At 63.2% G+C, this 23,951-nt stretch carries 20 protein-coding genes; 9 read left to right on the plus strand and 11 right to left on the minus strand.

The annotated features are described in order from the left end of the window. The first annotated feature begins 122 nt into the window (after positions 1–122). The 4 genes from KB892_RS18555 (at position 123) to KB892_RS18570 (ending at position 2,877) form a co-directional block, all read left to right on the plus strand. Positions 123–1,211, plus strand: a complete 1,089-nt coding sequence (locus tag KB892_RS18555; RefSeq protein ID WP_004151660.1) for an oxidoreductase — start codon at positions 123–125, stop codon at positions 1,209–1,211. Positions 1,212–1,268: 57 nt separating this feature from the next. Further along, positions 1,269–2,012: an SDR family NAD(P)-dependent oxidoreductase gene (locus tag KB892_RS18560; RefSeq protein WP_002893908.1), complete on the plus strand. Its 744-nt coding sequence runs from the start codon at positions 1,269–1,271 to the stop codon at positions 2,010–2,012. Positions 2,013–2,195: 183 nt separating this feature from the next. Then, entirely contained in the window at positions 2,196–2,498 is a 303-nt protein-coding gene (locus KB892_RS18565) for a type II toxin-antitoxin system RelE family toxin (protein WP_002893907.1), read from the plus strand. After that, positions 2,473–2,877 carry a helix-turn-helix domain-containing protein gene (locus tag KB892_RS18570; protein WP_002893905.1) on the plus strand — a complete coding sequence of 135 codons (405 nt, stop codon included), beginning with the start codon at positions 2,473–2,475 and terminating at the stop codon, positions 2,875–2,877. The genes KB892_RS18565 and KB892_RS18570 overlap by 26 nt, the downstream gene beginning before the upstream one ends. On the opposite strand, the gene KB892_RS18575 is transcribed toward KB892_RS18570, so the two are convergent. The 7 genes from KB892_RS18575 to entC form a co-directional block, all read right to left on the minus strand. Further along, complete coding sequence (locus tag KB892_RS18575) at positions 2,874–3,071, minus strand: YbdD/YjiX family protein (RefSeq protein WP_002893903.1); 198 nt, start codon at positions 3,069–3,071, stop codon at positions 2,874–2,876. The two genes, KB892_RS18570 and KB892_RS18575, sit on opposite strands and share 4 nt — an antisense overlap. A gap of 104 nt (positions 3,072–3,175) precedes the next feature. After that, positions 3,176–5,281: a pyruvate/proton symporter CstA gene (gene cstA / locus KB892_RS18580; protein ID WP_002893896.1), complete on the minus strand. Its 2,106-nt coding sequence runs from the start codon at positions 5,279–5,281 to the stop codon at positions 3,176–3,178. Between the two features lie 356 nt (positions 5,282–5,637). Beyond that, positions 5,638–6,051, minus strand: coding sequence for a proofreading thioesterase EntH (gene entH, locus KB892_RS18585; RefSeq protein WP_002893892.1), 414 nt, complete (start codon positions 6,049–6,051; stop codon positions 5,638–5,640). Then, positions 6,052–6,798: a 2,3-dihydro-2,3-dihydroxybenzoate dehydrogenase EntA gene (entA, locus tag KB892_RS18590; RefSeq protein WP_024622880.1), complete on the minus strand. Its 747-nt coding sequence runs from the start codon at positions 6,796–6,798 to the stop codon at positions 6,052–6,054. It abuts the gene before it with no gap. A gap of 8 nt (positions 6,799–6,806) precedes the next feature. After that, on the minus strand, positions 6,807–7,658 hold the full coding sequence (gene entB, locus KB892_RS18595) for an enterobactin biosynthesis bifunctional isochorismatase/aryl carrier protein EntB (protein WP_002893884.1): 852 nt from the start codon (positions 7,656–7,658) through the stop codon (positions 6,807–6,809). 13 nt (positions 7,659–7,671) lie between these two features. Continuing rightward, complete coding sequence (entE, locus tag KB892_RS18600; RefSeq protein ID WP_004151661.1) at positions 7,672–9,279, minus strand: (2,3-dihydroxybenzoyl)adenylate synthase EntE; 1,608 nt, start codon at positions 9,277–9,279, stop codon at positions 7,672–7,674. A 9-nt stretch (positions 9,280–9,288) separates the two neighbouring features. Continuing rightward, the gene (gene entC, locus KB892_RS18605; protein WP_002893882.1) at positions 9,289–10,464 is read right to left on the minus strand and encodes an isochorismate synthase EntC; all 1,176 of its coding nucleotides are present in this window, start codon (positions 10,462–10,464) and stop codon (positions 9,289–9,291) included. A 188-nt stretch (positions 10,465–10,652) separates the two neighbouring features. Between entC and fepB the strand changes: the two genes are divergently transcribed. After that, the gene (fepB, locus tag KB892_RS18610) at positions 10,653–11,612 is read left to right on the plus strand and encodes a Fe2+-enterobactin ABC transporter substrate-binding protein (RefSeq protein WP_002893881.1); all 960 of its coding nucleotides are present in this window, start codon (positions 10,653–10,655) and stop codon (positions 11,610–11,612) included. A gap of 260 nt (positions 11,613–11,872) precedes the next feature. Here the strand turns inward: fepB and entS are convergent, their stop codons facing one another. Beyond that, a complete protein-coding gene (entS, locus tag KB892_RS18615) occupies positions 11,873–13,114 on the minus strand; it encodes an enterobactin transporter EntS (RefSeq protein WP_004147525.1) in 1,242 nt (413 codons plus the stop codon). A 112-nt stretch (positions 13,115–13,226) separates the two neighbouring features. On the opposite strand from entS, the gene fepD reads away from it, so the two are divergent. Genes fepD through fepC form a run of 3 tightly spaced genes read left to right on the plus strand, consistent with a single transcriptional unit; the run spans position 13,227 to position 16,014 of the window. After that, positions 13,227–14,234: a Fe(3+)-siderophore ABC transporter permease gene (gene fepD, locus KB892_RS18620; RefSeq protein WP_004151662.1), complete on the plus strand. Its 1,008-nt coding sequence runs from the start codon at positions 13,227–13,229 to the stop codon at positions 14,232–14,234. Beyond that, positions 14,231–15,223, plus strand: coding sequence for an iron-enterobactin ABC transporter permease (fepG, locus tag KB892_RS18625; protein WP_004147521.1), 993 nt, complete (start codon positions 14,231–14,233; stop codon positions 15,221–15,223). Before fepD ends, fepG begins: the two co-directional genes overlap by 4 nt. Next, positions 15,220–16,014 (plus strand): iron-enterobactin ABC transporter ATP-binding protein, encoded by a 795-nt coding sequence (gene fepC, locus KB892_RS18630; protein WP_002893737.1) that lies wholly within the window; start codon positions 15,220–15,222, stop codon positions 16,012–16,014. The genes fepG and fepC overlap by 4 nt, the downstream gene beginning before the upstream one ends. Positions 16,015–16,078: 64 nt before the next feature. Here fepC and entF read toward each other — a convergent pair whose 3' ends face one another. The 3 genes from entF to fes are packed head-to-tail and all read right to left on the minus strand — an operon-like array spanning position 16,079 to position 21,410. Further along, the gene (entF, locus tag KB892_RS18635) at positions 16,079–19,960 is read right to left on the minus strand and encodes an enterobactin non-ribosomal peptide synthetase EntF (RefSeq protein WP_004151663.1); all 3,882 of its coding nucleotides are present in this window, start codon (positions 19,958–19,960) and stop codon (positions 16,079–16,081) included. A 10-nt stretch (positions 19,961–19,970) separates the two neighbouring features. Continuing rightward, positions 19,971–20,174: an MbtH family protein gene (locus KB892_RS18640; protein ID WP_004151664.1), complete on the minus strand. Its 204-nt coding sequence runs from the start codon at positions 20,172–20,174 to the stop codon at positions 19,971–19,973. Between the two features lie 27 nt (positions 20,175–20,201). Continuing rightward, positions 20,202–21,410, minus strand: coding sequence for an enterochelin esterase (gene fes / locus KB892_RS18645; protein WP_004198313.1), 1,209 nt, complete (start codon positions 21,408–21,410; stop codon positions 20,202–20,204). 259 nt (positions 21,411–21,669) lie between these two features. Here fes and fepA point away from each other — a divergent pair, with 259 nt between their 5' ends. Then, positions 21,670–23,898, plus strand: coding sequence for a siderophore enterobactin receptor FepA (gene fepA, locus KB892_RS18650; RefSeq protein WP_002893650.1), 2,229 nt, complete (start codon positions 21,670–21,672; stop codon positions 23,896–23,898). Positions 23,899–23,951 lie beyond the last annotated feature (53 nt).

Here is a 23,951-nt window from a genome sequence, read left to right on the forward strand (position 1 = left end):
TTTTCATAGCCGCCGCTGGCTGACAACTGCGTAAAAAGCATAAGATACAACGAAATAATATTAGCCATCTGGATGTCCAGACATAACATCAGGTTAGCCCAACACCTATAAGGACAGCTTCCATGAGCAACAGCGATATCCGCGTCGTGCCCGGCCCGGCCAACTATTTCTCCCACCCCGGCAGCCTTGAGCGACTGAGCGACTTTTTCAGTGCCGACCAGCTCTCGCGAGCGGTGTGGGTCTATGGCGAGCGCGCCCTGGCCGGCGCCGAACCTTTTCTGCCGGCGGCCTTCCACCTGCCGGAGGCGAAAAAGATCCTCTTTACCGGCCACTGCAGCGAACGCGACGTGGCGGGGCTGGTGCAGGCCTCCGGTGACGATCGGGCGGTAGTGATTGGCGTCGGCGGCGGCGCGCTGCTCGACAGCGCGAAAGTGCTGGCCCGCCGCCTGGGGGTACCGCTGGTGGCCATCCCGACTATCGCCGCCACCTGCGCGGCGTGGACGCCGCTGTCGGTGTGGTATAGCGACGCCGGACAGGCCCTGAATTTTGAGATCTTCGATGACGCCAACTTCCTGGTGCTGGTCGAACCGCGCATCATTCTCAACGCCCCGGCGGAGTACCTGCTGGCAGGCATTGGCGACACCTTAGCCAAATGGTATGAGGCCGTGGTGCTGGCGCCGCAGCCGACGGCGCTGCCGCTCACCGTGCGGCTGGGGATTAACGGCGCGCTGGCGATCCGCGATGTGCTGCTGGCCAGCAGCGAAACGGCGCTGGCGGACCAGCGCCGCGGCGATCTGACCCAGGCGTTTCGCGATGTGGTGGAGGCGATTATCGCCGGTGGCGGGATGGTTGGCGGGCTGGGGGAACGTTACACCCGGGTCGCCGCCGCCCATGCGGTGCACAACGGACTGACGGTGCTGCCGCAGACGGATAAATTTCTCCACGGTACCAAAGTGGCCTACGGCATTCTGGTACAGAGCGCCCTGCTTGGTCAGGACGATGTGCTGGCGCAGTTAGTGCAGGCGTATCAGCGCTTTAACCTGCCGACCACCCTGGCGGCGCTGGAAGTCGATATCAATAACCGCGCAGAGCTGGACCGGGTCATTGCCCATACCCTGCGCCCGGGCGAGTCGATTCACTATTTACCGGTGACGTTAACCCCTGAGGTTCTGCGCGCGGCGTTTGAGAAGGTGGAATACTTCAGCCGTTAATCACCCCGACCGTCTATACCTAATGATGATGCTCACCACTCTCGCAACGAGGTCATCATGCAGATCGATTTAACAGGTAAGAAGGCGCTGGTTACCGGCGCCAGCCGTGGGTTGGGTCGCGCCATCGCGCTGTCGCTGGCGCGCGCCGGCGCCGATGTGGTTATTACGTATGAAAAATCGGTCGATAAAGCCCAGGCGGTCGCCGATGAAATAAAGGCCCTGGGTCGGTACGGCGAAGCGGTACAGGCCGACAGCGCCAGCGCGCAGGCGATTCAGGATGCCGTCACCCATGCGGCCCGGTCCCTCGGCGGGCTGGACATTCTGGTCAACAACGCCGGAATAGCCCGCGGCGGTCCACTGGAATCCATGACGCTGGCGGACATTGACGCGCTTATCAACGTCAATATCCGTGGGGTGGTCATCGCCACCCAGGAAGCGCTGGTGCATATGGCCGATGGCGGACGTATCATCAACATCGGCAGCTGTCTGGCTAACCGCGTGGCCATGCCGGGCATCGCGGTTTACGCCATGACCAAGTCCGCCCTCAACGCCCTGACCCGTGGCCTGGCGCGTGATTTAGGCCCTCGCGGGATCACCGTTAACCTTGTCCATCCAGGGCCGACCAACAGCGATATGAACCCGGAGGATGGGGAACAGGCGGAAGCCCAGCGCCAGATGATTGCGGTCGGTCACTACGGCCAGCCGGAAGACATCGCCGCGGCGGTCACCTTCCTCGCCAGCCCGGCCGCCGGGCAGATCTCCGGTACGGGGCTGGACGTGGATGGCGGATTGAACGCCTGATCGCACATTTTCTGCAAGCCTCTGTCGCCCGGCAGAGGCCTTCCCGCGCCGCCTCGACGGGTTGCGTTTTGCCTCTTACCTGCGTTTTTTCTCCGCTCTACAGTACCCCATAAGAAATTCGGAATTTATCTAATAGTCTTATTATTTCCTTATATTTTGTGTGGGCGTACAGTGGAGGGACGGATGAAAATTGTCTGGTCAAAAACGGCAGATAAGCAATTTTCTAAAATCGATACTCGGTATAAGAGCCGCATTAAATCCAGGCTGGAGAAGATGGATGATAAAGCTTCACCTATCTCGGATATCAAAAAATTGTCCTCTCCCGAAAACCACTACCGGCTGCGATTAGGTGATTACAGAGTCATCTACACCTTTGGGGATCCGCCGGGCGATACCTGCTACGTCGTGGCGGTTAAACGCCGAACCACCACCACCTACCTTCATGAGGAAGATACCGAATATGACTATTCAGTACATCAAGGATGAAGAAGGAAAAGACCAGTATGTCGTCATTCCTTACAGCGATTACTTTCGTATGCGCCTGGCTCTGCTGGAGTACGACGACGAGGATGAAAACGACTGGGAAGATATTCCTTATGAATCAGACATCTATGATAACGTCATGCTGCCTGGCGAAGTATGCGACGTGATGCATAAAGAAAACGTCAGCCTGCAGGCCGCGTGGCGTATCCTGCGCGGGCTATCCCAGCAGGAGGTCGCGGCTAAACTCGGCATCAGCCAGTCCGCGGTGTCACAGCTGGAAGCGCTGGACTCCCGTCCGCAGAAGCGCACCCGCGAAAAACTGGCGGCGATTTACGGCTGTACCCAGGAGCAAATCAGCCTCTATCTGCCGAAAGAGGGTTAACAGCACTTCGCCCCGCCCTTGCCGCCGTAGCGCGCGTCCTGGCGTTCGCGAAAGAACTCTTCATAAGTCATCGGCGTCTGATCCGGGTGGGTTATTCGCATGTGCTCGACGTAGTTATCGTAATCCGGCACGCCGATCATCATCTTCGCCGCCTGGCCCAGGTACTTACCTGCTTTGGAAAGGGTGTCAAACATAAGTCATTTCTCTTTTGTATCCCTCACCCCGAGCCTCTCCCAAAGGGAGAGGGAGGATCGGAAATGTAGGCCGGGTAAGGCGAAGCCGCCACCCGGCACACCGGTTAATGCGCCCCTTTCGCCTGGGTCTCAATCGCGTCCAGGTTTTCAGGCATTGGCTCATACGGCGTCTCTTTCGCCGTCGGTTTATCCTCTTTCAGCGCCGCCAGCGCGGTTTTAATCGAGAACAGCGCCAGCACCACCACCACAATCATAAAGAAGATGGTCAGCCCGGCATCGAGACGGTTGTTAAACACCAGCTGCGCCAGCTGTGATTCGGTATATTGCGGCGGAATGTTGCCGCTGTCGATCATCGCCTGGAATTTATTGGCGATGGCCAGGAAACCGACTTTGGTGTCCGGGCTAAACGACTTCTGCCAGCCGGCGGTCAACGTACAGATCAGCAGCCAGCTGGTCGGCAGCAGCGCCACCCACGCATAGCGCTGGCGTTTCATCTTGAACAGGACCACCGCGCAGAGCATCAGCGCCATCCCCGCCAGCATCTGGTTGGCAATACCGAACAGCGGCCATAGGGTGTTAATCCCGCCCAGCGGATCGACCACCCCCTGATGCAGGAAGTAGCCCCAAGCCAGCACGCACAGCGCTGTCGCCAGCAGGTTGGCCGGTAGCGAGCTGGTTTTTTTCAGCCCCGGGCTAATCACGCCCAGCAGATCCTGCAGCATAAAGCGCGCCGCGCGGGTGCCGGCGTCAACCGCCGTCAGGATAAACAGCGCCTCAAACAGAATGGCGAAGTGGTACCAGAACGAGACATCCATCAGTCCGCCCAGCGAGCCGTGCAGGATGTAGGCCATCCCCACCGCCAGCGTTGGCGCGCCGCCGGCGCGGGAGATAATCGACTGTTCGCCGACCTCGCTGGCGATTTGATGCAGCGTATCAGGCGTAATGCTAAAGCCCCAGCCGCTCACCACCTGCGCTGCCGAGGCGACCACATCGGTGGTACCCGCCGGCGCCAGCACCGCCATCGGGCTGTTCATCGCGAAGTAGACGCCCGGATCGATAATACAGGCCGCCACCAGCGCCATAATAGCGACGAAGGATTCCATCAACATGCCGCCGTAGCCGATAAAGCAGGCCTGGCTTTCGTTGGCCAACATTTTCGGCGTGGTGCCGGAGGAGATCAGCGCATGGAAGCCGGAGACCGCGCCGCAGGCGATGGTGATAAACAGGAACGGGAACAGGTTGCCGGTCCATACCGGGCCGGTACCATCGACGAACTTGGTCAGCGCCGGCATCGTCAGGGTCGGGCGCATAATCAGGATGCCAATCGCCAGCCCCACGATGGTGCCGATTTTCAGGAAGGTGGAGAGATAATCGCGCGGAGCCAGCAGCAGCCAGACCGGCAGTACCGCAGCCACAAATCCGTAGCCCACCAGGATCCAGGTCAGCTGTACGCCGGTGTAATCAAACCACGGCGCCCAGGTCGGGCTTTCCGCCACCCAGCCGCCGGAGATGATGGCGAACACCAGCATCACCAGGCCTATCACCGACACCTCGCCGATGCGTCCCGGACGCAGATAGCGGATGTAGATGCCCATAAAGATCGCCAGCGGAATGGTAAAGGCGACGGTGTATGTCCCCCACGGACTGTGGGTCAGCGCTTTCACCACAATCATCGCCAGGACCGCGAGGATGATCACCATGATCATAAAGCAGGCCACCAGCGCCAGGACGCCAGCGGTCGGTCCCATCTCCTCTTTAACCAGTTCGCCAAGCGAACGGCCATCGCGGCGGGTCGAAACAAACAGCACCATAAAGTCCTGTACCGCCCCAGCCAGCACCACGCCGGCGAGGATCCAGATCATCCCCGGCAGGTAGCCCATCTGCGCGGCGAGCACCGGGCCCACCAGCGGCCCCGCGCCGGCAATGGCGGCAAAATGGTGACCGAACAGCACTTTTTTGTCGGTTGGAACGTAGTCGAGGCCATCGTTATGCCGCACCGCGGGCGTCATCCGCGTCGGGTCAACGCCAAGCACGGTTTTAGCGATATACAGGCCGTAGAAACGATACGCGATCAAATAAACGCAGACCGCGGCGACGACAATCCACAGCGCGTTTATCTGCTCACCCCGGTTTAAAGCGATATAGCCGAGGGCGAAGGCTCCGATGACGGAGAGCAGCGCCCAGATAAGGTATTTCCCTGAATTATTCATTGTTGTGGTCCACCGGTAGGGTAATCAGGATGTTACATTTTGTTTCTAGATCACAACGCAGAATTTAACAACACCGAAACATCGCAGATGCCGTACACCCACAGAGATTTGTCTCACATTGCTAGCGAGATCACTTAAGGCAGGAAAATGAATGAAAGGGTTACCGTGAACGGTGCCGTTTTTTTTGTCGGGTGGCGGCTAACGCCTTACCCGACCTACAGATCCGTAGTCCTGCTAAGCGCAATGCGAGCAGGGAAACTCCCGGATGGCGGCGCGCTGCGCCTTATCCGGGCTACCCCATTGCGCCGATACGTAGCCCGGCTAAGCGTAGCGCAAGCCGGGGAAACAGCGGCTTCTTAGCCCAGCACCGCGGTGCCCAGACGACAGGTGCAACAGCGCCGCCCCTTCTCGTCATACACCACAATCTCCCAGCTCTGGCTCTGGCGACCAAGATGCAGCGGACGGCACTCGCCGCGCACTTTCCCGCTGGAGACGGCCCGGTGATGGCTGGCGTTAAGCTCAGTCCCGACGACGCACTGCCCTTCTTCGGTCATCAGCCAACCGGCCATCGAGCCCAGCGTCTCCGCCAGCGCCGCGGAAGCGCCGCCGTGCAGCAGGCCAAACGGCTGATGCGTGCGCGCATCCACCGGCATCTCCGCCTCCAGCAGCCCCTCTTCCAGTCGGGTGTAGATGATGCCAAGATGCGCCACCATGGTATTTTCGCTGCTGGCGTTCAGCGCCGCCAGCGTAAGCTCTCGCTTCCAGGCCATTTACGCCCCCAGCGTCGAGCCGCCATCAACCACGATATCCTGCAGGGTGATATGGCTGGCGTGAGAAGAGGCGAGGAACAGAATGGTATTGGCGATCTCCTGCGGGCGGGCGATTTTACCCAGCGGGATGCCGAGCTTAAACTGCTCGCCGAAGCCGCGGATCCGCTGCTGCTCTGCATCGTCGCTGACCCACAGGGTGCGCTGCATATCGGTATCGGTGGAGCCCGGCGACACCAGATTACAGCGCACCCCGCTGCCCGCTAGCTCAAGGCCGACGGTCAGCGCCAGGCTTTTCAGCGCCGCCTTCGAGGCGCCATAGGCGCTCATGCCGATACGCGGCGTGTGCGCGGCATCGGAGGCGACGGTGACGATCGCCCCGCCCCGCTGGCGACGGAACTGGGCCATCGTCTGCTGAAACAGGTTGAACGCCCCGCCGACGTTGACCGCGAAGGTCTGCTGCCAGTCTTCCGCGCTCAGCTGGTCGGTAGCGCCCATGCGCAGGATCCCGGCGGCGTTCACCAGCACATCTAAACGCTCGGTGTTCGCCAACAGCCGGCTACATGCCTCGCGTACCTGGTCGGCATCGGCGACGTCCAGCGTTTCGGTGGCAAACGGATAGCTTTCGCCGTCAAAGGCGAGGTCGAACCCGGTGACGTTGGCCCCGGCCTCGACGAAAGCCAGCGCGGTGGCATAGCCAATCCCTTTACCTGCGCCGGTCACCCACACGGTCTGACCGCGAAAATCCAGCGCCGCCATTATTGCACCTCGCGGGTGAGCAGCGCCCACCAGGCGTCGATGGTCGGGTTTTTCGCCAGCATCACGAAGTCGATATCGCCGTGCACTTTGCGCCAGCGGGCGGCCAGGGCCATCATCCGCACCGAATCCAGACCGTAGTCGATCAGGTTTTCATCATCCAGCGGTTCATCGGATTCGTCGAGCAGCGGCAGGATCAGCGCGCGCAGCGCCGCTTTGGAGACTGGGATCGGTAGCAGCTCTTCGGTCATCACCACCCGTCCGGAGCGGCCGGCGACGTATTTCAGCGCCATCAGGTGCTCTTCACGGCTGAAATCTGCCAGCGCGTCGGCGACAAAGAACGGTTTGATATCGCGCATGAAAGCATCGGTGGCGGTGGTCATGCAGCCGATATGGGCGTAAACGCCGGTGATGATCAGCTGATCGCGGCCGGTCTCTTTCAGCATCTCCTCCAGCGGCGAGCGATGAAACGCGCTGTAGCGCCATTTCACCAGCACGGTATCGTCTTCATCCGGCGCCAGCGCGGCAATCACCTGCTGCTGCTCCGGCGAGCGGGTCAGACCCGGCCCCCACATATCATTCAGCAGGGCGCGGTCTTCATCGCTCTGCTCTTTCGGCTGGGCGGTGTAGTACACCGGAATGCCGTTCTGTTTGCAGAAGTCGCGCAGGGCGGCGATATTAGCCACCACTTTCTCCATCATCGCGCTGTTTTCGCCCCAGAAGTTGAGGAAATACTCCTGCATGTCGTGGATCAGCAGCGCGGCGCGCGACGGCTCAAAGGCCCAGTTGACCTTGTTCGCCGGGATATCGCTGGCTTCCGGCAGCGCATATGCCTGTAATTTAGGGATTGCCATTCTCTGTTCTCCTTCAGCCCAGCTTGCCTTCGGCCAGCCACTGACGTAATTGTTTTTTATCGACTTTGCCCACCGGCGTCAGCGGCAGCGCGGCAACGCACTCCACGCGGTCCGGCAGTTTAAATTCCGCCACCCCCTGCTCGCGCAGGAAGCGGCGCACGGCGACGGCGCGCAGCGGCGAGGTCACCACCAGATAAGCGCAGCTTTTCTCGCCCAGCAGATTGTCTTCGATGCTGACCAGCGCGGCGTGGATCACCGCCTCATGGCGCAGCAGCAGGTTTTCGATCTCTTCAGCGGCGATCTTCTCGCCGCCGCGGTTGATCTGATCTTTTTCCCGGCCCTGGACGGTGATATAGCCATCTTCATCGATCGAAATCAGATCACCGGAGCAGTAAAATCCATCGGCATCAAAGGCTTCAGCGTTATGTTGCGGACTGTTGTAATAGCCGCGGAAGGTATAAGGACCGCGGGTCATCAGACGGCCAACTTCGCCGCGCGGCAGCGGGTTGCCGTCGGCGTCCGCCACCCACACTTCGTCGTCCGGACACATCGGGCAACCCTGGGTGTTGATAATCCGCTCCGGGCTATCGTTGAGGCGGGTGTAATTCACCAGCCCTTCCGCCATGCCGAACACCTGCTGCAGCTGACAGCCGATTTCCGCCGGAATGCGCGCGGCGAGCGTCGCTGACAGGCGCGCGCCGCCGACCTGCAGCAGCTGCAGCGATTGCAGCTGGGCGTTGCTGCCCCATTCGTGAATCGCCTGCAGCCACAGGCTGACTGCCGGCGGCACCAGCGAGGCAACGTTGATCTGATGTTTTTCGATCAGCGGGAAACAGAGCGTGGCGCTCGGGTCAGCGGCGAGGATCACCCGCCCGCCGGCGAGGAAGACGCCGAGCGAACCCGGGGAACTCATCGCATAGTTATGCGCCGCCGGCAGCGCGTTGAGGTAGCGCGTTTCAGCGTTAATCCCACAGATCTCGTTGCTGCGGCGGATACTGTAGTCGTAATCGTTATGGGTGCGTGGGATAAGCTTCGGCGTCCCGGTGCTGCCGCCGGAGAGCTGGAAAAAGGCCACTTCGTCGGCAGGGGTTGGATTGGCGATAAAGTTATCCGCCGGGCGGTTAATCTCCGTCGCCAGATCGCGCTCGCCGCCGTCGTTACGCAACAGTGCGACGCGCAGGGAAGGATGTTCCGCGATAAACGCGTGGAGAAAGCTATCGTCAGCAAACAGAGCGTGCTCGCGATCGGCAATCAGCAGCGCCGGTTTAATCTGCGCGGCGTAGGCGTTAAGTTCGCTGCGCTGGTGGCTGAACAAAGCGTTCACTGGCGCGACGCCGATGCGCAGCAGCGCAAAGAAGGTCATGTAAAACTCGGCGACATTGCCCAACTGCACCAGCGCGGTCTCCCCGCGCTTCAGTCCCTGGCGCTGCAGCGAGCAGGCGAGGTTGTCCACCAGCTGGTTAAACTGGCGGTAGCTAATCTGCCGCTCGCCATCGATAATCGCCACGGCGTCATTGTCCGCGTGACGGGTGATCAGATTGGTTAACGGCAGATCCTGCCAGTAGCCTTTTTGACGATAGCGGGCCGCAAACTCTTCCGGCCAACGGGTAAATGCAATCATCCTTGCCTCTTAGTTCAAGCCAAATACGTTAAGCATGGTGGTCAGTTTGACGCCGGTTTCGCGCCATTCGCCCAGCGGCGAGGAGGCCGGAACAATGCCCGCGCCGGCAAACAGGCGCAGCGTACGCTGCTGCAGACGCGCGCAGCGGATAGTCACCACCCACTCGCCGTTGCCTTCGTCATCGCACCAGCCGACGATGCCGCCGAACAGCTGGCGATCGAAGGGTTCCAGTTCAGCAATCAGGCGCTTCGCCGCCTGATGCGGGAAACCGCTCAGCGCCGGCGTCGGGTGCAGCAGACAGGCCAGCGACATGGCGTTTTCTTCCGCCAGCGCGGTGCCTGCGATCGGCGTCGCCAGATGCCAGAGCGTCGGGGTGGTAATCAGCTGCGGCGACTCCGGTAGCGACAGCTGACTGCTGCGCGGGCCCAGCACGCTCTTCATCGCCTGGGTCACCAGCTCGTGCTCGTGGCGATCTTTGCCGGAGGCCAACAGCCTGTTGCCTGCTTCCCGATCCAGCACATCGTCCGGCTGGCGACGGGCGGAGCCGGCCAGCGGCAGAGAGCTGAAGTGCTGTCCTTCTTTACGCAGCAGCAGCTCCGGGCTGGCGCCCAGCAGCACGCCGCCGTCGGAGAGCGGCACGTGGAAGTTAAAGCTGGCGGGGTTCTGGGCGATCAGTCGCTCCATCAGCGCGCCGCTGTCGACGCGGTCGCGGGTGGTAATATCGATAAGCCTTGATAGCACCACTTTGTCGACTTCCGGGGTGGCGGTCAGCGCGGCGGCGCGTTCCACCATGGCTAAAAACACGTCCTGCTCCGGGATCTCCCGACGCTCCACCACCTCCATCGCCTCCAGCGGCGCGGCATAGCGGGCGGAACGCTGCTTTTCCGGGCGAGAGAACGCTTCCCAGCGCTCGGGGATATAGAGCTCGGAATGCTGACAGGTGTCGAACGGGATAGCCCCGACCATCACCGGCTTGCGGATCCCCGCCGCCCGGGCCTCGGCAAAGGCGGCCGCCATCTGCTGCTGGAACTCGCCGTTCAGCGCATCGCCGCCAACGGCGGGCTGTGAGAAGCGACGGAAGCAGCCTGAAGTGGTAAAACTGCGGTACGGCGACATAAAGAAGAAGCTGTCCGGCGACAGGGTCCGGGTCGGTTTCTTTACATCCTCAGCCAGTGACGTTTCCATATCATCCTCCAAAAACGATAAAGATATTAAGAATAATTATCATTTATATTTTGGTTGGCTAACCTAAAAGGTATTGCCCGCCATGTCAACCGCGTTACGTCATGGCGCCGCCACTTTGGCTTGCATCCTGCTGACACAAAGTTGAAAATGAGACGCATTTATCACCTTTCAAATCAGGATGCGATGACGTGAACTTCTTTTCTTTCTGCCGCCGCGGTGCGCTGACCGGCATGCTGTTGCTTTTAGGAATTACCTCAGCCCAGGCGGCGGACTGGCCGCGCCAGGTCACCGACAGCTACGGGACGCATACCCTGCCGAGTCAGCCGCTGCGCATTGTCTCCACCAGCGTGACGCTTACCGGTTCGCTGCTGGCGATTGACGCTCCGGTGGTCGCCAGCGGCGCGACCACGCCGAACAACCGCGTCGCCGATAGCCAGGGCTTTCTGCGCCAGTGGAGCGAGGTTGCCAAAGCCCGCAAGCTGGCGCGGCTGTACATCGGCGAACCAAGCGCCGAAGCGGTGGCCGCCCAGATGCCGGATCTGATCCTGGTGAGCGCGACCGGCGGCGACTCCGCCCTGCCGCTGTACGATCAGCTTAAAACCATCGCCCCGACGCTGGTCATCAACTATGACGATAAAAGCTGGCAAACCCTGCTCACCCAGCTGGGGCAGATCACCGGTCATGAACAACAGGCCAGCGCGCGCATTGCCGACTTCAATAAACAGCTCGTTTCGTTAAAAGAAAAAATGAAACTGCCGCCGCAGCCGGTGACCGCCCTGGTCTATACCGCCGCCGCGCACAGCGCCAATATCTGGACGCCGGAATCGGCTCAGGGGCAGATGCTTCAACAGCTGGGCTTTAGCCTGGCGACGCTGCCGGGCGGCCTGCCCGCCAGCCATAGCCAGGGTAAACGCCACGATATCGTGCAGCTGGGCGGGGAGAACCTCGCGGCCGGTCTGAACGGCCAGAGCCTGTTCCTGTTCGCCGGCGACCAGAAAGATGCGGATGCCATCTACGCCAACCCGCTGCTGGCGCATCTCCCGGCGGTCGCAGGCAAACGCGTCTACCCGCTGGGCACCGAGACCTTCCGCCTTGACTACTACAGCGCTCTGCTGGTGCTCCAGCGTCTCTCCAGCCTGTTCGGCTAACGCGGGCTGCGCCATCAGGACGGGAACGCGGCCTGCACACCTTGCCGGGCGGCGCGGCGCTTGCCCGGCCTACTGAGCTTGCACCGGCCTGCCGTACCCCAGGCCCGGTAAGGCGCAGCCGCCACCGGGCATCAGGCCGGGAACCCGGCCTGCACACCTTGCCGGGCGGCGCGGCGCTTGCCCGGCCTACTGAGCTTGCACCTGCCTGCCGTACCCCAGACCCGGTAAGGCGCAGCCGCCACCGGGCAATCGCACCCGACTTAACTTTCGTTGACAATTTCCGGGCGCTGGAAACGGCGCAGCTCGCGTAGCAGCCCAACCAGCAGCACACCGACAAGCGCCAGCGCCCAGCCGCTGGCGCTGGCGGATGCCGCCGGCGTCATTACCGCCCCTAAGCCGCCGAGCAGCGCCGCGCCGATGGCGTCGCCGGTGACGTTTTGCGCGGTCCACAGACCGTTAATCCGCCCGAGCATATGTTCCGGCGTCTGGGTCTGAATCAGGGTGTACTGCAGCAGCGAGCTAATAGCGCTCAGCCAGCCAAACAGCGCCAGGCACAGCGCGCCCAATGCCCAGTGCGGCATCAGGCTGAACAGCGCAATGGCGACAAACGATCCCACCGTCGTCGCCAGCATCAGCGCGCCCGGCCGCACCGTCTGGGCCAGCTGGCCGCTGGTCAACGCCCCCAGCGCCGCACCGAGCGGAATAGCGGCGTACAGCAGGCCAATCTGTCCGGCCGACATCTGCCAGCTACCGGCCAGCGCCGGATAGAGCACCCGCACCGCGCTGGCCATGGTCAGCAGACCGCCAAGCAGCGCAATCCCGCCGATAAGCGGGCTCCGGCAGAGGAAGGTCAGCCCCGCCAGCAGGGAGCGCAGCGGATGCTCGCGCGGCTGCGGAGGCGGCGGCAGCTGCGGCAGACGCAGCAGGGTTAAGGTGGTGATAAAGGTCCCCGCCGCCGCCAGGCCAAAGTTCCAGGCCACGCCGCCGGTGGCCAGCAGCAGGCCGCCGATCATCGGCGAAATCACCGAGCCCAGGCGCACCGTCAACATAGTGATGGCCCCGGCCTGCATCAGGTTTTCCCGTCCCACCAGCGCCGGGGTCGCCGCCAGCAGCGCGGTCACCCCCAACGAGGCGAAGAACCCGTCCCAGATCCCCAGCAGGTAGATCGCCGCCAGCGACGGCTCCGGCAGCAGGGCGTTCAGACACAGGCCGACAAAGCCCACGCCGCAGGTGCCGCGCGCCAGCAGGATCAGGCGTTTACGTTCATAGCGGTCAGCCAGCACGCCCCCCACCATCAGACCAACAAACATCGACGCCCCGGTCAGCGTCACCGACAGCCCGACCTGCCAGGTCGAATGGGTCATCATCTGGATCTGCACCGGAATGGCCACGCCCAGCAGGCCAAGCGACAGAATAGAGATAAAGCGAGCGATAAAAACGGCGCGAAACGCCGGGTGAGTTTTCAGCAGGCTGAGATTGAGCAGCCAGGATTGTCGGTTCATTACAGCGCCTTGTCGTTATTTTTAATACCCTTTTTACTGTGGGTCATGCTACCATAGCTGAATAAAATCGATAACGATAATTACTATCATTATCATATCAGGGATGTCAGTTATGTCGTTTTCTACGACCGCGGTACGCTCTGTCGCCGTGCCCGGATTGTTGCTATTACTCGCCTTAGCCGCCGCGCTTAGCCTGACCATCGGCGCCAAATCGTTGCCGATCGGCACGGTATTCACCGCCTTCAGCGGAACCTGTCAAAGCGCTGATTGCACTATCGTGCTGGACGCGCGCCTGCCGCGCACTCTGGCCGGTCTGCTGGCCGGCGTCGCCCTCGGCCTCGCCGGCGCGCTGATGCAGACGCTCACCCGCAACCCGCTGGCCGACCCCGGCCTGCTGGGGGTCAACTCCGGCGCCAGCTTCGCCATCGTCCTCGGCGCGGCGCTGTTTGGGATCACTTCCCCGCAGGAGCAGCTGCTGCTGGCATTCTGCGGCGCGCTCTGCGCCTCGCTGCTGGTAGCCTTTACCGGCAGCCAGGGCGGCGGTCAGCTGAGCCCGGTGCGCCTCACTCTCGCCGGGGTCGCCCTTGCGGCGGTACTCGAGGGGCTGTCCAACGGCATCGCCCTGCTCAACCCGGACGTCTACGATCAGCTACGCTTCTGGCAGGCCGGTTCGCTGGATATCCGCACCCTGCAAACGCTGAAAATTGTCCTGCTGCCGGTAGTGGTGGCGGGGATCGCCGCTCTGCTGCTGAGCCGGGCGCTGAACAGCCTGAGCCTGGGCAACGATACCGCCACCGCCCTCGGCAGCCGCGTCGCCCGCACCCAGCTGATCGGCCTGATCGTCATCACCGTCCTGTGCGGCAGCGCCACCGCCGTCGTCGGCCCCATCGCCTTTATCGGCCTGATGATGCCGCATATGGCGCGCTGGCTGGTGGGGGCCGATCATCGCTGGTCGCTGCCGGTCACCCTGCTCGCCACCCCGGCCCTGCTGCTGTTTGCCGACGTGATTGGCCGCCTGCTGGTGCCCGGCGAACTGCGGGTATCGGTGGTGTGCGCCTTTCTCGGCGCGCCGGTGCTGATCTGGCTGGTGCGCCGCCAGCCGCGGGGAGGTGGCCTGTGATTGCCCCGTCCCGCCGCCTGATAGCCAGCTGTCTGCTGCTAATGGCCGCCAGCCTGCTGATTTCCCTGCTCGGGCTGGCGCAAGGCCCGGTGCCCCTGACGATTGACCAGGTGTTCTCGGCGCTGTTCGGCGATGCGCCGCGCAACGTCGCGATGGTGGTGAACGAATGGCGGCTGCCGCGGGTGTTAATGGCGCTGCTCATCGGCGCCGCGCTCGGCGTCAGCGGCGCCATTTTCCAGTCGCTGACCCGTAACCCGCTCGGCAGCCCGGACGTGATGGGCTTTAACACCGGCGCCTGGAGCGGCGTGCTGGTGGCAATGGTCCTCTTCGGCCAGAACCTGACGGCGATCGCCCTGGCGGCGATGGCCGGCGGGGTGCTGACCTCGCTGGTGGTCTGGCTGCTGGCCTGGCGCAACGGGATCGAAACCTTCCGCCTGATCATTATCGGCATCGGCGTGCGCGCCATGCTGGTGGCATTCAACACCTGGCTGCTGCTGCGCGCCTCGCTGGAGACCGCCCTTTCTGCGGGCCTGTGGAACGCCGGATCGCTTAACGGCCTGACCTGGGGTAAAACCTGGCCGTCGGCGCCGCTGATCCTGTTGATGCTGGTGGGCAGCGCCCTGCTGGTTCGCCGGATGCGGCTGCTGGAGATGGGCGACGATACCGCCTGCGCGCTGGGGGTGCAGGTCGAGCGTTCGCGCCTGCTGCTGATGCTGGTGGCGGTGGTGCTCACCGCCGCCTCGACGGCGCTGGCCGGGCCGATCTCATTTATCGCGCTGGTGGCGCCGCATATCGCCCGCCGCCTGAGCGGCACGGCCCGCTGGGGACTGACCCAGTCGGCCCTGTGCGGCGCGCTGCTGCTGGCGCTGGCCGATTACGGCGCCCAACGGCTGTTTATGCCGTGGCAGCTGCCGGTTGGCGTGTTAACCGTCAGCCTCGGCGGTATTTACCTTATTGCATTGTTGATTCAGGAGTCCCGCAAAAAATGAGTGCTGTCCCCTCCCGTTTGCGCGGCGAGCAGTTAACCCTGGCCTACGGGAACAAGACCATCGCCGAGTCGCTGAACGTGACCATCCCTGACGGTCACTTCACCGCCATTATCGGCCCCAACGGCTGCGGCAAGTCGACGCTATTGCGCACCCTCAGTCGCCTGATGACGCCCGCCAGCGGCCACGTCTGGCTCGACGGCGCGCAGATCCAGCAGTACGCCAGTAAAGAGGTTGCTCGCCGCATCGGGCTGCTGGCGCAGAATGCCACCACCCCTGGCGATATCACGGTGCAGGAGCTGGTGGCCCGCGGGCGCTATCCGCACCAGCCGCTGTTTACCCGCTGGCGCAAAGAAGATGAAGAGGCGGTGAACAAGGCGATGCGAGCGACCGGGATCAGCGATCTGGCGCTGCAGAGCGTCGACACGCTTTCCGGCGGCCAGCGGCAGCGGGCGTGGATTGCGATGGTGCTGGCCCAGGAAACGGCGATTATGCTGCTGGATGAGCCGACCACCTGGCTGGACATCAGCCATCAGATCGACCTGCTGGAACTGTTGAGTGAGCTGAATCGCGAGAAGGGCTATACCCTGGCGGCGGTGCTGCACGATCTTAACCAGGCCTGCCGCTACGCCACCCACCTGATCGCCCTGCGCGACGGCAGGATCGTCGCCGAGGGGGCGCCGAAGGAGATCGTCACCGCCGATCTGATTGAACGGATTTACGGTCTGCGCTGCACGATCATTGAAGATCCGGTGGCGCATACGCCGCTGGTGGTCCCGCTGGGCCGCCGGTAATCTCCTCTTTCCCCGGCTTGCGCTACGCTGAGCCGGGCTACCTGCTGTAGCCCGAACTCAACCGTTACCCCAGAATCTCCCTGACCACCGGACCGATGGCCTCAAAGGCCTGCGGGGAGATGATATCGACGTGGGCGCAGTTCTGGCTGAACACCTCCAGTTCCCCCACCCACGGGCCCCATACGACCTGCGGATCCATCCCCTCCTGCCGCGTCTTCTCCGCCACGAACAGCGTCGCCTTGCCGTCAAACTTCGCGCTATGCGCGGTGGTTAACAGCCGCACCGCATCGGCATAGTTGCCTTCGATGGCGCTGAACAGCTCGCCGGAGGCTTGCCCCTGCTGGGCGGCGAGGAACGCTTCGCGCTCGCGGTCGATCTCCGCCAGTACCTCGGGATCCAGCCCGTTGGCCTCTTTCTCCGCCCAGTTTTGCGTCTCCGGCGGCCAGGTATCCAGCAGGCCGAGGAAGGCCACCGCTTCGCCGCGCTGGCGCAAGCGGGCGGCAATCCCCTGGGCTAAGGTGCCGCCCAACGAATACCCGAACAGGTAATAAGGGCCGTGCGGCTGCTGCGCCAACAGCGTTTGCAGATGATGCTCGCAGACCTCGTCGAGGCTGGCGGCGCTGGCCATCGGCCCCTGCGGGCGCGGCGACTGAATACCGGTAATTGACCAGCGCGGGCTGAGATAGCGCGCCAGCACGCTGAACTGCCAGGCGAAGCCGGAGGCCGGATGGAAGCAGAACAGCGTCGGACCGTCGCTCTCGCGCAGCGGCAGAAGCGTATCCAGCCCCAGGCGCCGGGCCTGCTCATCGCTGAGATCGGCGGCCAGCAGCGCGCTCAGTTTGCCCACCGTCGAGGCCACCATCACCTGCCCCGGGGTCACCTGCCGCGCCAGCTGGCGGCTGAGCTGTGCCGCCAGGCGCATCGCCAGTAGCGAATGACCGCCAAGGGCGAAGAAATCGGCGTCGATATCGTTCACCTCGCAGCCCAGCAGCTGGCTGAAGACGGCGGCGACAAGAGTTTCCATGCCGGGCTCCGGCGGCCGACCGCTGCGCTCGCCGCCGAGGGTCGGCAGCGGCAGCGCTTTGCGGTCCAGTTTGCCGTTGGCGCTCAGCGGCAGCTCAGCGAGCTGCATCAGCACCACCGGCACCATATGCGGCGGCAGCTGTTCCGCCAGCCGCGCTTTCAGCGCCGCGGTATCCAGCGGCAGGCCGGAGTCAGAGACCAGATAGCCCACCAGCTGTCGGGCATCGCCGCCGGTCGCCGCCGCCTGGTTGAAGACGCAGGCGTGACTCACCGCCTGCCCCACGTCCGGCAGGGCCGACATCACCCGATCAATCTCGCCAAGCTCGATGCGCTGCCCGCGGATCTTCAGCTGATCGTCGCTGCGGCCAAGGTACTCCACCGCGCCGTTCGCCAGCCAGCGCGCCACGTCGCCGGTGCGATACATCCGCTCGCCGGGGGCAAACGGGTCGGCGATAAAGCGGCTGGCGGTGAGATCCGGGCGCCCCAGATAGCCCTGCGCCAGCTGGATGCCGGTGAGATAAAGATCCCCCGCCACCCCCGGCGGTACCGGGCGCATCGCGGCATCGAGAATGCGCAGCCCGGTGTTCCACACCGGCCAGCCAATCGGCACGCTGCTGCCGGTCACGGCCGCCAGCTCAGGGCCGCAGGCCGGATACCAGCTGACGTCCACCGCCGCCTCCGTCGGGCCGTACAGGTTATGCAGCGGCGCGCCGGTCAAGCGCTCCCACTCGCGGCACAATTCCGTCGGCAGCGCTTCGCCGCTGCAGAATACCCGCCGCAGCGTGCGGCAGGCAGCGACGCTGTCGGCATCCAGCGAGGCGACAAACGCCGCCAGCATCGACGGCACAAAGTGGGTGGTGGTCACGCCGTAGCGGGCGAAGAACTGCTGCATCGCCTGCGGGTCGCGGTGCGCCTCCGGCTCGGCCATCACCAGCTGCGCGCCGGCGATAAACGGCCACCAGAATTCCCACACCGACACGTCGAAACTGCACGGCGTTTTCTGCGCCACCACGTCGTCGGCAGATAACGGATAGCGATCCTGCATCCACAGCAGGCGGTTGACGATGGCGGTCTGGCCGACCATCACCCCTTTCGGCCGCCCGGTGGAGCCGGAGGTAAAGATGATGTAGGCGGTATGGTCTGGTTTTGACAGCGCCAGCGGCGCGTCATCCCCGGCGGCCAGCGGCTGCTGGTAGCAGAGGCTTTCCAGCCCCGGAATATCGCTGAAGCGGGCCAGTTGATCCTCCGTGGCGATCAGCAGCGACGGCCGGGCGTCTTCCAGCATCATCCGCAGGCGGTCGTCCGGGTAGCCGGTGTCCAGCGGCAGCCAGGCGGCCCCCGCTTCGACAATGCCGTGCAGCGCCAGGGTCAGGAACACCGAGCGCGGCAGGGCCACCGCCACGCTGTCCCCAGGCTTCACGCCGCGCTGACGCAGCAGCTGCGCGAGCGCCACCACCTGCTGACGCATCTCGCGATAGCTGAACTGCCAGCGGGCGTCCGCCAGCGCCGGCGCATCCGGGGTCTTCCGCGCCTGGTCGGCCACCAGCGCGCTGAGGGTGGTGGCAGGCAGCGGCACAGCGGTATCGTTGACCGCCGCCAGCCGGGCCAGCTCGTCGGCGGAGAGCATCTCTGCTTCGCCGCAGCGCAGCGTCGGATCGGCGGCGAACTGCGCCAGCAGCGCGGTCAGTCGCGCCATGTGGCGACGGAGCTCGGCTTCGTCGTACCGGGCCTTGTTGGCGAGGATCTCCAGCGACAGCCCGCCGGTCTCATCCGGGAACAGCGCCAGCTCGAGATCGTTGACCGGGCCGGTGGCGAGGGTGTGGGTCACTGCCTGCACACCATCGATATCCAGCTGGTAATCAAAGACTTTGACGTTCAGCACCGGGCCGAACAGCGGTTCGTCCCCTGCCGCTTTGCCGCTGTCGCGGACGATCTGCTCGGCGTCATAGCGCTGATGGCGGCGCATCTTTTTCAGCTGAGCGGCGAGGCGCATCGCCAGGTCCGCCAGCGTCTCCCGGGCGTCAATATGCACCGCCAGAGGCAGGACATTGAGCACCGGCCCTGTCGAGGTCAGCGCGGCTGAACCCATCCGACGCATAAAGATAAAGCCCGCCGCGTAGTCCATCCGGTTGCACAGGCGGCCCAGCCACAGCGTGGTGAGCGCCAGCGCCAGGTCAGCGGGCTGACACTGCGGCGCATGGCTGGCCAGGCGGCGGAAGGCGTCGGCGTTCATCTCCAGCTTCATCCGCCAGATATCGCTCCCGGCGGCGCGCCCGCCCAGCGGCGCGGCAGAGAGTGAGGCAGGCGCCGGTAACGCCTGGCGCTGGGCCTGCCAGAAAGCTTTATCCCGCTGCCAGGCCTCGCTGCCGGCGTAGCGCTGGTACTCGTCCACCACCTCGGCGAAGGGGGTGAAAGGCGACTCAGGAGTGGCTTCCCCCCGCTGCCAGGCGCGGTAAATGGCGGCGATCTGCCGGGTTATCGCCGGGAAGCTGAAGCCATCCACCAGCAAGTGGTGATATCGCTGATACCAGTACCAGCGGTCGTCGCCGACGCGCAGCAGCTGATGGCACACCAGCGGGTTGCCGCCGTCGACACGCAGATCCTGCGCCAGGTCCGCCTGCATCCGCTCCGTGGCGGCGCGATGCGGATCCGGCGCCGTACGCAGGTCAATGATCGACGGTTCGGCAAAGGTGCGGTCGGCCGCCAGCCACTGCCAGACTTCCCCCTCCTCTTCCTCAAAGCGCAGGCTGAGGGTGTCCGCCTGCTGCAGACCGGCGACAATCGCTTTTCCCAGCAGCGTCGGGTCGAGGGCGCCGCGCAGTTCAACATAGTGGGCCACGCTCCAGGCGCCTGGCAGAGTGGAGAGGCGCTCGGCCATCCAGATCCCCGGCTGCGCGGCAACCAACGGTAAACGAGTGGTCATTGTCAGCTCCTTATGACGCATGATGGGCGGGGGTCAGGGTTGACCAGTTGGCCGCCAGCCAGGCGTTGCAGGCCTCGGCCGACTGCGGGGGGCACGCCACCGTCCAGCCGGCAGGCAGGTCGCAGTGCGCCGGCCACAGGCTGTACTGCTGTTGATCATTGCGCAGAATGTAAAACTGCCCTTGCGGATTGTCGAAGGGGTTACTGAATTGCATATCAAACTCCTGTCGTAAAACGCGATGCTAAGGGTGCGACAGCAGAGGCTGCCAGAGCTGGATAAGCCCTGCCGTCAGCCCGCCGCGCCAGCAAAGCGCATCATGCCCGCCGTCAACCTGACGCCAGAAAATCGTCTGCTGTGTTGTGGTGAGTTGCGCCAGTAGCGCCTGGTTCGCGCGAAAAATGATCGGTTCGCGTTGGCCCGCTTCCAGCCAGACGCGCAGCCCGGCCGCGGACACCTCACCCTGGCGAAGCTGTTCGCCGATAAAGCCCGTCCCGCGGCCATCACGGTGCGGCCACCAGTAGGAGCCTGACTGGCTGAGCACGCAGCCAAAGCGCTGCGGCCAGTTGAGAGCGGCGAACATCGCCGCCAGACCGCCGAAGCTTTGCCCGGCCACCACCGTCCGATCCGGGCGGTCGCTGAACGGGGCATAGCCGTGGACCAGCGGCAGGAGCTCCTCCTGCACCGCCAGCCAGAAATCGCGGTGACAGGGCAGCTCAACCCCGCGGCGCTGGTTGTCGATCGCGTCGATCAGCAGGTAGACCGCCGGCGGCAGTCTCCCCTCGCGGGTCAGGGCGGCCAGCGGCGACCACACCGGCATGCTCTCGGCCCAGAACTGGCCGTCGAGCAGGATCGCCAGCGGCCGCGTTTGCGGGTCGACAGCCTCGCCGGTGGTGTAGATCCAGACCCGGCGATGGTTGCCCAGACGCGCGCTGCGCCACTCAAGGCAACGGGCGGCAGGATGCGCCTCATTAAGCGGGTCCCAGCCGGGCTGCGCGGGGGCCTGCGGCATCTCCAGGGCGGACACGCCATGGCCGCGTCCGCCCCGCCAGCTGTGCGGGTTCAGCGGATCGGCTATCGCCCGCGGCAGCAGTTTGCGCCAGCCTTCGCGTAGCAGCGCGCGGTCGGGCGCATCAGCGCTGAACACCTCAGGGGAAAAATCATCGTCACGGTCGGAGGGAATAAAACAGTAGCTGCCGCGCCAGGTCGGCGACAGCGTAGTGCGCCAGAACCAGGCGTCGGTCCCGGGGAGACGTTGCAGCGATTGCGGACGCGCATTCTGATGGTGGTCGGTCACGCCGGTGATATAGAGCCATACCCGACGATGGGGAGAGCAGGTTTCATCCCCCGCCGGGTCCCGCCACCAGAACGTTACCTCGATGGCGCCATCCACTGCGCGGCACTGCGGCCCCCGCAGGGTTTGCCACCACTCCTCGCTTCCTGTCCTTAACATTCTGTCATTAACCCTATGTATAGCGTGACTTTTTTAATTAATTGTCATTATTTATTGATAATATTATTGATAACTATTTGCATTTGCAATAGCGTATTAGCGCGCCGTGGGAAGCGCGTCTTTCATCAGAACATGTCAAATCGGGCTTATTCAGCCAGCGACGGAGTGCCTTTGCCCGCTTTTGGCAACATTTATGCCGCCTCCCCTCCCGGTGGGAAGGGGCGTTTGGGGAACGTGGCGACAAAAAGCAGGAATAACAATGAATAACAGGATCAAATCCCTGGCCTTGCTGGTCAATCTGGGAATTTACGGGGTTGCTTTTCCGTTAAGCGCAGCGGAAACCGCCACCGACGATAAAAACAGCGCCGCTGAAGAGACCATGGTGGTCACCGCCGCCGAGCAGAACCTGCAGGCGCCGGGCGTCTCCACCATCACCGCCGATGAGATCCGCAAACGCCCCCCGGCGCGCGACGTCTCGGAGATCATTCGCACCATGCCGGGAGTCAACCTGACCGGCAACTCCACCAGCGGCCAGCGCGGCAACAACCGCCAGATTGATATCCGCGGCATGGGCCCGGAAAATACCCTGATCCTGATCGACGGCAAGCCGGTCACCAGCCGCAACTCCGTGCGCCTTGGCTGGCGCGGCGAGCGCGACACCCGCGGCGATACCAGCTGGGTGCCGCCGGAGATGATCGAACGTATCGAAGTGATTCGCGGCCCGGCCGCCGCCCGCTACGGCAACGGCGCCGCCGGCGGCGTGGTGAATATCATCACCAAAAAAACCGGCGATGAGTGGCACGGCTCATGGAACACCTATATGAACGCCCCGGAGCACAAGGATGAAGGCTCCACCAAACGCACTAACTTCAGCCTCAGCGGCCCGCTGGGCGGCGATTTTAGCTTCCGCCTGTTCGGTAACCTCGACAAAACGCAGGCCGACGCCTGGGATATCAACCAGGGCCATCAGTCCGAACGTACCGGGATCTATGCCGACACCCTGCCGGCCGGGCGCGAAGGGGTGAAAAACAAAAACATCGATGGTCTGGTGCGCTGGGAATTCGCTCCGATGCAGTCGCTGGAGTTTGAGGCCGGCTACAGCCGCCAGGGCAACCTCTACGCTGGCGACACCCAGAACACCAACACCAACGACCTGGTAAAAGAGAACTACGGTAAAGAGACCAACCGGCTGTACCGCAACACCTACTCGGTCACCTGGAACGGCGCCCGGGACAACGGGGTGACCACCAGCAACTGGGCGCAGTACGAGCGCACCCGCAACTCGCGCAAAGGCGAAGGCCTGGCCGGGGGCACCGAGGGGATCTTTAACAGTAATCAGTTCTCGGATATCGATCTGTCAGATGTGATGCTGCACAGTGAAGTCAGTATCCCGTTCGACTACCTGGTTAATCAGAACCTGACGCTGGGCAGCGAGTGGAATCAACAGCGGATGAAGGATAACGCGTCCAACACCCAGGCGCTGTCGGGAGGCGAAATTCCGGGTTACGACAGCACCGGCCGCAGCCCGTACTCGCAGGCGGAAATCTTCTCGCTGTTCGCCGAGAACAACATGGAGCTGACCGACACCACCATGCTGACTCCGGCGCTGCGTTTCGATCATCACAGCATTGTCGGCAATAACTGGAGCCCGTCCCTCAACCTGTCGCAGGGGCTGTGGGACGACTTCACGCTGAAGATGGGTATCGCTCGCGCCTATAAAGCGCCGAGCCTGTATCAGACCAACCCGAACTACATTCTCTACAGTAAAGGCCAGGGCTGCTATGCCAGTAAAGACGGCTGCTATCTGCAGGGTAACGACGACTTAAAAGCCGAGACCAGCATCAACAAAGAGATTGGCCTCGAGTTTAAACGCGACGGCTGGCTGGCGGGCGTCACCTGGTTCCGCAACGACTACCGCAACAAGATTGAAGCGGGCTATGCTCCGGTCTATCAAAACAATAAAGGTACCGATCTCTACCAGTGGGAAAACGTGCCGAAAGCGGTGGTGGAAGGTCTGGAGGGGACGTTGAACGTTCCGGTGAGCGAGACCGTCAACTGGACCAACAACATCACCTATATGCTGCAGAGTAAGAACAAAAAGACCGGCGATCGTCTGTCGATTATCCCGGAATACACGCTGAACTCCACCCTGAGCTGGCAGGTTCGCGATGACGTTTCGCTGCAGTCGACCTTCACCTGGTACGGCAAGCAGGAGCCGAAGAAGTACAACTACAAGGGTCAACCGGTCACCGGCAGCGAGAAGAACGAGGTTAGCCCCTACAGCATCCTCGGCCTGAGCGCGACCTGGGACGTCACCAAATACGTCAGTCTGACCGGCGGCGTGGATAACGTCTTCGATAAGCGCCACTGGCGCGCGGGCAACGCCCAGACCACCGGGGGCGCCACCGGCACGATGTACGGCGCCGGCGCCGAGACCTACAATGAATCGGGCCGCACCTGGTACCTGAGCGTCAACACCCACTTCTGATAGCGGGTTCTCCCTCCCCCGCCCTTGCTGGACAAAGGGCGGGGGCAACCGCG

It is taken from the genome of Klebsiella sp. P1927 (assembly GCF_018204675.1).
GTDB lineage: Bacteria > Pseudomonadota > Gammaproteobacteria > Enterobacterales > Enterobacteriaceae > Klebsiella > Klebsiella pneumoniae.